The following is a 12025-nucleotide window of genomic DNA, read 5'->3' on the forward strand; positions in this document are numbered from 1 at the left end:
ACCCCCCGGACCTTCCCGGATCCTGAAGCCGGCCTTCCCCGATGGCAAACGCCCGGGTCCTACTCGATCGCCGCCCGCATGGCGGCGAACAGGTCCGCACCGGTGCCGCGGGCGACCGGCGCCGTGCCTGCGGTCTCGCCGTCCTCGACGCACTCGGGAGGCAGTTCCCTCAGAAACGGCGAAGGGTGGCAGGGGAGCAATTGCCCATGACGTCGCCGGCCGGAGCAATGGGACACCTTCAACGTGGACTGGGCCCGGGTGATGGCGACGTAAAACAGGCGCCGCTCCTCGTCGAGCGTTCCCTCGGCCTTGGAACGTGAATGGGGCAGCAGGCCATCCTCGACCCCCACGATGTGAACGTGCGGAAATTCCAACCCCTTTGCCGCATGCATGGTGATCAGGGTCACCGAGTCGCCCGCCGGATCGTCACCCTCCCGATCCTGGTCCAGCGCCAGCTCCTCGAGAAAGCCCCCCAGGCGTTCCCGGGGATGCCGCGTGAGGCGGTGCGGACGCAGCGCCACGGCGTCCGGCGCCTGGGTCCCGTCGCCCAGGGGATTCACCCGGACGCCATCCGGGTCGTCCAAATCCGCGAGCAACTCGCATAGGGTCCGCCAGCGGCCGTCGGCTGCCTCGGCGGACTTCTCGATCCGTCGCAGGTCCGCTTCGTACCGGATGGTTTCAAGCCATTCCGCAGCCCAGGATTCCAGCGAGAGCCCCCCGGTGGATTCGAGGGGCGCCCGGGTGGCCGCGACGAGGGCTTGGAACTCGCGGATCGCGTCCGCGGTGCGCGGCGCGAACCCCGCCTGGACATCCGTGTGCTGCATCACCGCATACACGCTGCACTGCCGCTCCTGGCTGGCAGCCAGTAGACGCTCCATGGTCACATCGCTCAGGCCCCGTGCAGGCGTGTTGGCGATGCGCAGCAGGGCCACGTCGTCGTGGGGGTTCAGGAACGTGCGCAGGTAGGCCAGAAAATCGCGGATTTCCCGACGGTCGAAGAAGCTCTGGCCCCCGATCAGGCGGTAACGGACCCGGGCCCGTCGCAGGGCGGTCTCCAGCGGACGCGCCTGCTGGTTGGTGCGGAAAAGCACCGCATGGTGCCCCCAGCCAACGCCCCGGCCGAGGCGGTCATATTCGATGTCCTCCACCACCGCGGCGGCCTCCGCCTCATCGTGGGGATGGCACTGGAGCACGATGCGCCCGCCCTCGCCGAGGGCCGACCAGAGTTGTTTGCCCCGGCGCCGGGGATTGTGGCGGATCACCGCGTTGGCCGCACGCAGGATCATGTTGGTGGACCGGTAGTTCTGTTCGAGGGTGATCACCCGCACTTCGGGGAAATGCCGCTCCAACTCCAGAAGATTCGCGGTCTCCGCACCCCGCCAACCGTAGATGGACTGGTCATCGTCACCGACGACACACAGGTTGCGCGAGGTCTGCGTGAGGGCATGGACGACCTCAAACTGCGTCGCATTGGTGTCCTGGTACTCGTCCACCATCACGTACTGGAACCGGGTGCGACACGACTCGAGGGCGTCCGGGTGCTCCCGGAACAACCGGAGCACCAACAGGATGAGATCGTCGAAATCCACCGCATTGCCGGCGCGCAGGGCGGACTCGTACCGGCCCGTGACGTGCGCCGCAAGGGCACGCACCTCGGGGTCGGCAAACGCCTCCGCCCGACGGCCGCCGTTGCGGAAACGGCTGATCAGGGAAAGGACCGCGCCGGGGTCCGTCTTCCGTCCGCCGTCGGAAACCCCGGCCAAGATCTTCTTGATGGCGGCGATCTGGTCGCCGTGGTCGTAGATGACAAAGTTCCGACGATACCCCAGACGCTCGATGTGCTGGCGCAGGATGCGGACGCACAGGGAATGGAAGGTGCAGACGGTCGGCCTGGCCTCCCCGGCGCCCCGCACCCGTGGCAGCAGGCTGACGACACGCTGGAGCATTTCCCGCGCGGCCTTGTTGGTGAAGGTCACAGCCAGGATCTGGTCCGCGGGGATGCCGCGGGCCACCATGTGGGCGATGCGGGAGGTGATCACCCGGGTTTTTCCCGTGCCCGCACCCGCGAGGATCAGCAGCGGTCCGCGATGCGTGACCACCGCCTCGCGCTGCTGCGGGTTGAGCGAATCCAGAGTCACCGGCGCGCGGAGCATGGGTACGCGCATCCGAAGGTCAAGAGTTCGGGACGCCGGGTCCGCGCCCGGGGGGGCCCCGGGGCCCGGCATTCTCCCCGGATGGCCTCCCGCGATTCCCGGAAATGCTTGCCTTCAGGCCCGGTTGCCGATGAATGCTTCCGAATTGCAGGCGCGCAGACCGTGGGGGCCTCTGGCCGATCCCCTGGGGGGACCGGGCGGGGTTTCCGCGTGGATCGCCCGAGGGAAGCCAGTTTCCAAACGGGTGAACGCTGCGAGTGGTGCAACCCAGATGAAGCTCAACATCGTTCGCCCGTTCCTCCCGGAACTTTCCGAGATCCAGTCCGAATTTGCCGAGTGCCTCCAGACCGGGTTGGTCACCAACAACTCCCAATACGCCCGGCGTTTCGAGGAGCGCCTCCAGGCGTATTTCGGGTGTCCCATCACCCCGTCGGTCAACTGCAACGGCGAGTTGTCGCTGTACCATCTGATCCAGGCGTGGAAGGAGCGGATGGGTTTTGGTCCGCACGACTCGTTCGAGGTGCTCGTCCCGTCCTTCACCTTCTCCGGAACCATCCACGCGCTCGTGACGAACAACCTGCGTCCGGTGTTCTGCGATGTGGATGAGGGGCTGATGCTGGACCTCAAGAAGGTGGCGGTGGACTCGCCGGACGTCCGCATGATCGTCCCCGTGGGGGCCTACGGGAACCTGGTCAACCTGGAGCACCTCCGGGATCTGGCGGCCACCGGACCGCTGGCGGTGATCCTCGACAACGCGCCGGCATTCGGCTCGCGGTTCCGGGGCCGTTTTGCATGGGAGTACGGCTTCAGCGAGATGATCAGCTTCCACGCCACGAAGATCTTCACGACCATGGAGGGCGGCGCCAACATTGTGAACGACCACGAAATCGCCGCCGCACTCATCCGCCTGCGCGACTTCGGCCAGTACGAAAAGGTCCGCGGTGACGTGGACCTCCCGGGACTCAACTCCAAGATGACCGAAATCTGCGCCCTCGTGGGTCTCCGCAATCTGGAGAAGGTGGACGTCATTCTGGGCGGACGCGCCCGCAACGCGGTCCGCTACCGGGAATTCTTCGGCGGCCTGGAGTCCAAGGGGTGGCTGCGGACCATGCGGGTGCTCCCGGAGGTGGAGTGCCCCTACCTGTACTTCCCGATCCTCCTTGGGGAGGACGCCACGGCATTCGTCCAGCACATGCAGGCCCGCAACATCGCGGTGCGCCGGTACTACACCGCGACGCATGACCTGAAGTACTACCGGGACCGGTACCGGCGCCAGGATCTTTCCTTTACGAATGCGATCAAGGACAACATCGTCTCGCTCCCGTTGCACACCGTGATGAGCGATTCCGAAATGGAGTACCTCTTCGACTCCGTAAACGCGTACTTCGTTAAGTGATCGTTTCCACCCGGACCAATCCCACCTGATGAACGTACTTGTCACCGGCGGCGCCGGCTATCTGGGCTCCGTACTCATTCCCAAGCTGCTCATTCGCGGACACCGGGTGCGGGCCCTCGACATCGGCTACTTTGGACTCGAACACCTGCGCGCCATGCGTCCGGCAGTCGAGATTCTGCGTCAGGACCTGCGCTCGGTGCTGGCGGATCCCGCCGCGCTCGACCAGTTGCTCGCAGGCATGGACGTCGTGATCCACCTGGCGGCGATTTCCAATGACCCCAGTGCGGAGCTGAACCCGCGGTTGACCGAGGAGGTCAATTTCGAGGCCACGCGGGACCTCGCGCTGGCCTGCAAACAGCGGGGCATCCGGGCGGTCTTCTCATCGTCCTGCTCCGTTTACGGCGAACTGGAGGAGGAGGTGGACGAAGACGGGCAGACGAAGCCGCTGACCACCTATGCCAAGTCCAAGGTGGACTCCGACAACTTCATCGTCGGCATCGCGAACAAGTCGTGGCGCCCCGCCATCCTCCGGAACGGGACGCTGTTCGGGTTCAGTCCGCGGATGCGCTTCGACCTGGTGATCAACATCTTCAGCTATTGCTCGACGTTGTACAATGAAGTGCGGGTTTTCGGGGACGGTCTCCAGTGGCGCCCGATGCTGCACGTCGCGGATTGCGCCCGGGCACTGATCCACTTCGCCGAGCACCCGGACCACAAGCATCTCGTCTACAACATCGCCTCTGAAAACCTGCGGGTCGTGGACCTCATTCCCATTTTCAAGGCGATCAATCCCTCCTGCCGGGAGGTCTACGTGAAGCTCGATAACCCCGACACCCGGAACTACCACGTCAGCACTGCGCGGATGAAGGCCGAGGGGATTGTGCCGCGCGTGGACATCCGCACGGGCGCCGAGGAGATCATCGAGGCCATCGTCACGGGCCGGATCGCCGACCCCGAGGCCGTCTATTACCGGAATGCGAAATGGCTCAAGGAGCTGACCGAACTGGGCGGCCGCAACCATGACGCCATGGTCGGCATGCTGGACATCATGGTGTCACCGGCGGGCAGCCCCAGCGTGGGGCCGCCGAAGCCCTGATCCCCATCCGGGGAACGCCGCAGCGGTGCAGCGGCAGCCATGGCGCCCCGGGCTCGGGCAACTCAGGATGCGGACCGGCCGGCCATGGCGGCCTTTGCAATGTCCTGAATACGCCGCGAAACGGCGGCGATGTCGAAGGTGCGTGCGGCATACTCAAGAGCCCGCCCGCCCAGGGAGGCGCGGAGGGACGGGTCGCCCGCCAGTCGTCGCGCCGCGGCAACAAAGGCCTCACGGTCCCCTGCCGGTGCCACCAGGCCCGCCTGTTCCCGGGATAGGATCCGTGACGCCAGGTTTTCAGGCGGCATGGCGGCAAGGAGGGGGCGGCCGGCGCACAGGTAGGTCAACACCTTGGAAGGCACCGAGTAGATCCCCGCTTCAGGATCCAGCACGGCCATCAACACATCGCCGGTCCCGACGACGTCCGGCAGCACATCGAACGGCTGGAACGGCAGCAGCACCAGATTGGACAGGCCGGCCCCGTGGGTCGCCAGCCATTCCATGGCGGGACCTTCGGAGATCACGACGACGCGGACATCCGGCCGGTCGGGAAACGCCCTGGCCACCGCCAGCAGCAGGTCCGGGTCGTGCTTCAAACCAATGCTGCCTGAGTAGAGAAACACCAGCCGGTCCTGAAGACTGTGAGCGCGGGACCAAGGGTTGTCCTTGGGCCGGGGGGGTAATTCCTCCCGGGCGGCCCAGTTTTCCACAACCTCCATCCGTTCCCTGGGGATCCCCCAACGTTCCAGAACCGGGAGAAAATCATCCGTGATGGCAATGATCCGGGCCGACCGCCGGAGCAGCCGCTTTTCCAGCGCCACATACCGGGCCCCGACCAGATGTCCCACCACGGGAAGCCGGCGGCGCAGGATGTTGGCAATCGCCACGGAGTAGATGTCCTGGACCCAGAAAACGAAGGGGATGCCCCGCCGAAGGGCCGCCCGCTGGGCCAGGTCCTGCGGATCCAGTGGCGAGTTGGCCGAAAAGACCACGTCCGGCCGCCAGGACTCAATGGTCGCTGCCAGACGCCGGCCGTAGGCAAACTCCTGACGAAGGCGCTTGATGTAGCTGTACTTCGCAAACGGTTCATCCAGTGCCAGACCCCGGGTCTCGAAACCCGGTGGATCGTCTGGACGACGGCTCAGCACCCCCTTGGGCGTCTGGAATCCGGGAAAGTGGACGTGCAGGACCTCATGGCCCTCGGAGGCAAGGCGGCGCGCCAGTTGCACCAGAAAGGCGTGACCGGAGTAATCGTGCAGCAGGATCTTCATGCGTTGCTGTTTCCGAAGGCATCGCAGCGGCAGCCCGCTCACCGGGCGGCCAACTGAAGGCCCTCAGGATGCATCCAGCCCGCACCACGGAGCTTGCGGGCGATCGAGGGGGGAAACTCCCTGGTCGCTGGCGATCCGCGGGCGGTCGAAAGCGGGCGGAGCCTCCCGGCTTGCCCGCGTTCCGGTCAAGCCGCGACCGGGCGGTGAACCGCCTTCCCTCAGGGCGTCGGGCGCACGACCCGCACCCGGTAGAAGCCGCTGGACGGGACCGCCGGTGGGACTGAGAGACGTTGCTCTCGAAATTCCGCGATGCCCGGCTCCGGAAAACTGAGCGTTCCCTGAGCCGGTGCCCAATCACCCAGTGCCAGCCCGCGCTCGACGGCATAGGAGCGGCTTGGGGCGATGGGAAACCGCAAGTGCACCTGTCCTTCGGCATCGAATCCAGCCTCGAAAATCCTCAGGACGCTCGACGCGTCGCGCGGATTCGTGCCGGCAATCCACTCATCGGCATTGCTCACGCCATCGCGGTCGGGGTCTCCATCGCCAGTTTCGTCGAGATGGCCGAACCAGAAGCGCTCCCAGTCGTCCGGTAAGCCGTCGGGCTCGGTATCCGAGGAACTCACCCGCACGCCCTCCAGTTCCAGTCCCGGATGGTCGGGGCCATCAAACAGGATGTTCTCCCGCGTCACCCACTGTGGATAGGCGCCCAGGCCGCCGCCGCCGATGCCACCCGGGGTCACCTGGCTGGCGGGCGACAGCGAGGACACCACCAACCGGAGCCGGCCTTCGTCGAGGGCGGCCTGCAGATAGCCGACCACCAGCGGGTCCGAAAGATCCACGTCAAAATGGAATCGGGAACCTGCGGGAACGGCTTCGCCGGGAACGGCGTCGTCGGTGATCCCGATCGCCCACGGTCGGACCTCAAATGGAGGCTCGGTCCAGTCGGCATTTGATTGTCCGACATTGTTCGCCACGTCCCTGAGCCTGCCGTCGGCTCCATGCATGGCCGCGAAGGCATTGCGCGTTCCGATGGAAATCGAGCCGCTCGTGATGGGATTCAAGGGGCCAAACGGAGACGACTCGAGAAAAGATGCCGCGGTGAATCCGTTTCGGAACCCCGCTCCGTAAAGCTCGACCGGGCGGCCCGGATCCTCATCGGGCCGCGCGGCGGAAGAATCCTCAAAGTAGGTCTCCAGCGGATCAAAGGTGGGATCATAGATGAACGAGGCGTCGGCCTGGACGGTCAGGGACACGCGCAGACGGCGAATCAGGTAGTTCGCCGGGCCTGCGCCCGTGGGCAGGGAACCGGCGGTATCCCAGCCCAGCAGAAACTGGGCGTCCCGGGTGTCAAACCGGGGGTCGAACGAGGCAAACGTCGGAGCCACGGGCCGGTCGCCCACAAAATCACCAAAGGGATACACCCAGCGGTCCAGTGTCGGCCGGGCGGGTGTCAGGAGGAAGTCGTCCGCAGCAGCCACCAGTCCCAACGCCCCCACGAGGCCGGCCCGCAGTCCAGCCCGCCGCCAAATACAAGTCGCCGCGCTCATTGCTCGGACCAGTATGGCAAGTTTCCGCCCCCATGCACGCCCGGGAGCGGATCCAGGGCACGCCAGGGACTCCATCGGCGCATCATTCTCCAGGGGGCAAAATTCTAGTTGTCTCCGCGGTCCGGTCGTTTCTACTGTCCGGCCTGTGGCGCTCTTTCGAGCGCGGGCGGGCGTTCAGCCATGCCCAGTCGTGCACAAACCAACACAACAGGAGGAACAGATGAAGTTTGACAAATGGACAGTCGGGCTGGCTGCGGCAGGCGTGGTCAGTCTCGGATCGGTGGCCATTGCGGACGAAAGTGCGCTAATGACCCTCGTCAGTGGGACGACCCTCGACGGTTACGTGGACACTTCGGCGATCTACAAGCCGGGGGTGCAGTCCGCGGCCTACCGCTTCGTGAACACCGCTCCCAGCACGTGGAACGGCTTCAACTTCAACGTGGTGGACCTCACCATCGAGAAGCCGCTGGATGAGGCGCAGTGGAGCGCCGGTTACAGGACCGACCTCTGGTTCGGTCCTCAGGCCGCCGGTCTGCCTGGCGCGCTGGGTGGCGACAATTTCGGTGTGAAGCAGGCCTATGTGGCCCTGCGGGCGCCGGTGGGCAACGGGCTCGATTTCAAATTCGGCCAGATTGACACCATCATCGGCTACGAGGTGCTCGACACCTACGCGAACCCCAACTACAGCCGCTCCTACGGCTTCAACATCGAGCCGTTCTCGCACACCGGCATGACGGTGAGCTACCAGCTGTTTGAGTGGCTGGGTCTGGTGGGCGGCATCGCCGACTCCGCATTCAACGGCACCAACCAAAAGGAGTCGTACACCGGCAAGAACGACGGCGGCACCATCACGTCCAATGGCGGATCCGGCAACGGGACCCTGACCTACATGGGCGCCATCACCCTGACGGCTCCCGACAGCTGGGGCGCCCTCGCCGGGGCCTCGCTCTACGGCGGCCTCGTGCTGAACGGGGTGAACAACTACAACAACGGCGTTCTGGTGGACGGCGAACAAGTTCGGAATACCGACAACACGCTGAACTACTACGTGGGCGTCTCCCTCCCAACCCCGATCAAGGAACTGACCGTCGGGGGTGCCTTCGACTACCTGACCGATGGCAACGGCGACGGGACCTACGCATTCGCGGTCGCGGGGTATGTCTCCTGGCAGATCAGCGAAAAACTCAAGCTCAACGGGCGCGTTGAGTGGGCGAAGTCCGACTACAATGCCTGGGCGATCGGGCCGTACACCGGCACCCCGGTCCTCGGACCCTCCTACGGCGTTGATGGCGGAGAATTCCTCTACACGGGTGCCACCGAACTGTTCGGGACTACCGTCACCCTCGACTACGCCCTCTGGGCCAATGTGATCACCCGGATCGAAGTCATCTGGGATCATGACCTGAACGGCAGCGACCTCTTCTCCAGCCAGTACACGTCCGATGGCGAAAGCACGCCAACCATCGTGAACGGGCGCAACAACTCGGTGACCCTCGCCGCGAACATCATCTACCGCTTCTAAAGGCGACTGGATCGCACACAAACCCCTCCCGGATTCGGGAGGGGTTTTTTGTTGCCCGAATCCCGCGGTGCGCAGGCCCGGGGTCGCCGTCCACCGGACACCCGGCAAAGTTTCGCTTGCGGGTCCGGGACCGTGACGGCGTATCGTCCCCGCGCCGCCCGGGCCCTCCCAGTCCTGGCCCGACCGTCACCGTCCCTGATGCAACGCCTTTTCCGCCCCGTTTGGCGCCTGATCGCCGCCCTGCTGCTCCCACTCCCGTGGTTGACCCCCGCCCGCGCCCAGGACACCCCGCCGGTGATTGAGTCCGGCCCGTCCACACAGACGGTCAATGCCGGGCAGAATGTGACGCTGTCCGTCGGCGCCACCGGAGTTCCACCCCTGGTTTATCGCTGGTGGTTCGACGCCCGGGAGATCCCCGATGCGACGACCAACACCCTCACGCTGAACAACGTCAACGCGCTGAACGCGGGGTCCTACGTTGCGGTGGTGGCCAATGTATTCGGAGCGACAACCTCCGCCCCGGCGGTGCTGACCGTGATCGGTCCGCCCGTGATCACGGCGCAGCCGACCAACCAGTCCGTGTACCCGGGACAATCGGCAACGTTCAGCGTCAGCGCCGTCAGCAGCGGTGTGCCGACGTATCAGTGGCAGTTCCTGGGCTCGGACCTCCCCGCCGCAACCAACCAGACGCTTACGGTTGCCAACGTGACCACCAACAATGCTGGCGCGTACGCGGTCCGGGTGGGCAACAGCAACGGGAGCATCACGAGCCGCTCGGCGCAGCTGACCGTGCTTGCCCTGCCCCAGCCCGCGCTGCGGCTCGGTGTACTGACCGTCACGAACGGCGCCACCGTGCCCGTGTTGTACACGGCCTTTGGCACCGAGACGAACCTCAGTTTCTCGGTGGATTGGGATCCGCTGGCCTACGGATTTGCCGGATTCACACCGGTGCTGGATCCCGGACCCGGGCCGGAGGCCACCGGGGCGGCCGGGCCGCGTCCGACGGGGTTGCCGGACGCCACAGTGGTGTCGCTTGATGAGAGCCAGCTCGACGCGGGACGACTCGGCGTTTCACTGGCCTGGGCGCCCGGCACGTCACTGGACCCCGGGGAATCCACCATTGCGCAGATTCAATTCCAGCCGGTCGTCGGCGAAACACTGTATGCCGGCCGCCTCGGATTGACCGGGGCACCGGTGCCCGCACTCGTGGCGCCGCCCATTGATGGCACCAATACCGTCATCCTCGGGATCATCAATCCCCAGGTGATCCTCGCCGGAGCTCCGGTGCTCGACCGGCAGACCGGCTTCCTGCAGCAGGAGATCGAGTTCGCGAATCCCGGTCGCTCGCTGGCGCTCAATGTGCGGCTCACCGTCATGGGTCTGGGCGTGGACGCCAACACCAACGCCGTGTCGCTGGCGAACGCACAGGGTTTCCTGCTGCCGGATTTTGTGCCCTATGTGGATTTCGGCGCCATCGCACCCACAGAAATCCGGAAGGGCCTGCTTCAATACTACGTCACCGATCGCCGCACCGTTCCGACGCCCTCCTTCGACATGACAGCCACACCGACGGTGAATTTTCCGGTGCCGCCCGGAACGGTCCTCCAGGCGCAGGTCCGGCGCACCAACGGTCTGGTCCTCGTTGAATTCCCCACCGCACCCATCCGCCGATACTACATCCAGTACGCGTCGAGCCTGACCCATTTTCTGAGCGGGAATGTGGAGACCTCCCTGCCGCCCGTCACCGGAACCGGTTCCAATCTGCAGTGGGTGGACACCGGACCCCCCCGAACCCAGCCGGAGCCGGCCGATGGCGATCTCCGGCTCTATCGAGTCCTCGAAGTTCAATAACCCCGTGGCTTCATGAACCCTTGCATGCACCGTCCCCTGCGCCCTCTCACCTTGCTGCTCGCCGCCGCCGCCGGAGCCACCGCCACCGCCCAGGAGACCCCCTACGATCTGGAAAAGACCGGCTGGTACGTCCGCGCCGGCGCCTTCTACCAGTTTGGCCTGTCCGTCTCCGTCAATGCGACGGCCCCGCCGCCGTCCCCTCAACGCGGCATCTACGACAACGGCTACGTGCTTCCCGACATCAACAATGGTGCGGATGACCTGACGTGGAACTGGGGGTATCAGGATGCCGGTCAGTTGGTGGACGGCTCCATCGAAATGAGCCGCATTCTTGGGCGCCAGCCGGTCACCGGACTCGACGGATTCGGCGACGCCAATCTTTTCGGACCCGAAATCCTCGTCGGTTTCGAGTTCTACCGGTTTGACCTGGGGAAACGAACCGGGCTTTTCGGATTCGAACTGGGTTTTCGCTATGCCAGCTACTCGGGGAACGACCGGACCTCGGTGGAGTCCCAAGTCCTGCAGGAACGGAATCGGTATGACCTTGGCGGGGTCGTCGCCCCGCTGGCTCCGTACTCCGGGTCGGCCAATGTCGCGGGTCCCTTGATCTCGCTGACGCCGGTCCCGCAGGCGCCCATTTCCTCCGCGGCGACCTCCACCCTCTCGACGGATCTATCCGCCGACTTCTACACCGCCCGGTTCGGTGCGTGGCTCCTGGTGCCGATCACGGAGAAATTCTCCACGGCCGCGAGCGCGGGTTTCACATCCATTTACGCCTATGGCAACGCGGAGTTCGCCCAATCCCAGGACTACGCCTCACCGCTGATTCCATCCGTCACCGAGTCCCTGGGGCAAAACAAGGGGGACTGGCTTCCGGGCGCCTACATGCAGGTGCGCGCCACCTACTGGTTCCGGGAGTGGATTGGAGCATACGGGAGCGTCGAGTGGGCGTGGAACGGCGCCCTGCGAATCCAGGGGCTTGGCTACGAAGCGGTTTTTGACTTCGGTTCCACGTTCGCCGTGAGCGGCGGCGTGCAGGTCAGTTTTTGAGTCCGCACACCGGTCCGGCACGGACAGCGGCAATCCCCCCCGCGGGATTCCAGCCCGCCGCCAGGATCTCCAGCCGTCGCCCGGATGCTCCCACTCCCATGCCGGATGGCCGCCGGGCGTCGCACCGGGAATGCGACCGGCC

The 12025-nt window shown here is 65.4% G+C and carries 8 protein-coding genes; 5 read left to right on the top strand and 3 right to left on the bottom strand.

The window, feature by feature from the left end:
• Nucleotides 1–59 precede the first annotated feature (59 nt).
• Nucleotides 60–2153: a UvrD-helicase domain-containing protein gene (locus KF791_03435; GenBank protein MBX3731628.1), complete on the bottom strand. Its 2094-nt coding sequence runs from the start codon at nt 2151–2153 to the stop codon at nt 60–62.
• Nucleotides 2154–2397: 244 nt separating this feature from the next.
• Between KF791_03435 and KF791_03440 the strand changes: the two genes are divergently transcribed.
• Both KF791_03440 and KF791_03445 read left to right on the top strand, forming a co-directional pair.
• The gene (locus KF791_03440) at nt 2398–3549 is read left to right on the top strand and encodes a DegT/DnrJ/EryC1/StrS family aminotransferase (protein MBX3731629.1); all 1152 of its coding nucleotides are present in this window, start codon (nt 2398–2400) and stop codon (nt 3547–3549) included.
• 28 nt (nt 3550–3577) lie between these two features.
• A complete protein-coding gene (locus KF791_03445) occupies nt 3578–4645 on the top strand; it encodes an SDR family oxidoreductase (GenBank protein ID MBX3731630.1) in 1068 nt (355 codons plus the stop codon).
• Between the two features lie 62 nt (nt 4646–4707).
• Here KF791_03445 and KF791_03450 read toward each other — a convergent pair whose 3' ends face one another.
• Nucleotides 4708–5913, bottom strand: coding sequence for a glycosyltransferase family 4 protein (locus KF791_03450; GenBank protein MBX3731631.1), 1206 nt, complete (start codon nt 5911–5913; stop codon nt 4708–4710).
• Between the two features lie 218 nt (nt 5914–6131).
• Nucleotides 6132–7460, bottom strand: a complete 1329-nt coding sequence (locus KF791_03455; GenBank protein MBX3731632.1) for a hypothetical protein — start codon at nt 7458–7460, stop codon at nt 6132–6134.
• Nucleotides 7461–7680: 220 nt separating this feature from the next.
• Between KF791_03455 and KF791_03460 the strand changes: the two genes are divergently transcribed.
• From KF791_03460 to KF791_03470, 3 genes are all read left to right on the top strand, one after another.
• Complete coding sequence (locus KF791_03460; GenBank protein ID MBX3731633.1) at nt 7681–8982, top strand: outer membrane beta-barrel protein; 1302 nt, start codon at nt 7681–7683, stop codon at nt 8980–8982.
• Nucleotides 8983–9180: 198 nt separating this feature from the next.
• Nucleotides 9181–10833, top strand: coding sequence for an immunoglobulin domain-containing protein (locus KF791_03465; GenBank protein ID MBX3731634.1), 1653 nt, complete (start codon nt 9181–9183; stop codon nt 10831–10833).
• Nucleotides 10834–10857: 24 nt separating this feature from the next.
• Nucleotides 10858–11883, top strand: a complete 1026-nt coding sequence (locus KF791_03470; protein ID MBX3731635.1) for a hypothetical protein — start codon at nt 10858–10860, stop codon at nt 11881–11883.
• Nucleotides 11884–12025: the final 142 nt, after the last annotated feature.

The sequence above is a fragment of the Verrucomicrobiia bacterium genome (assembly GCA_019634635.1).
Lineage (GTDB): Bacteria > Verrucomicrobiota > Verrucomicrobiia > Limisphaerales > UBA9464 > UBA9464.

What these genes read in the sequence shown, in the direction of transcription:
- KF791_03435 (MBX3731628.1), bottom strand. Translation starts at nt 2,153, where the DNA reads ATGCTCCGCGCGCCGGTGACTCTGGATTCGCTCAACCCGCAGCAGCGC.
- KF791_03445 (MBX3731630.1), top strand. Translation starts at nt 3,578, where the DNA reads ATGAACGTACTTGTCACCGGCGGCGCCGGCTATCTGGGCTCCGTACTC.
- KF791_03450 (MBX3731631.1), bottom strand. Translation starts at nt 5,913, where the DNA reads ATGAAGATCCTGCTGCACGATTACTCCGGTCACGCCTTTCTGGTGCAA.
- KF791_03455 (MBX3731632.1), bottom strand. Translation starts at nt 7,460, where the DNA reads ATGAGCGCGGCGACTTGTATTTGGCGGCGGGCTGGACTGCGGGCCGGC.
- KF791_03460 (MBX3731633.1), top strand. Translation starts at nt 7,681, where the DNA reads ATGAAGTTTGACAAATGGACAGTCGGGCTGGCTGCGGCAGGCGTGGTC.
- KF791_03465 (MBX3731634.1), top strand. Translation starts at nt 9,181, where the DNA reads ATGCAACGCCTTTTCCGCCCCGTTTGGCGCCTGATCGCCGCCCTGCTG.
- KF791_03470 (MBX3731635.1), top strand. Translation starts at nt 10,858, where the DNA reads ATGCACCGTCCCCTGCGCCCTCTCACCTTGCTGCTCGCCGCCGCCGCC.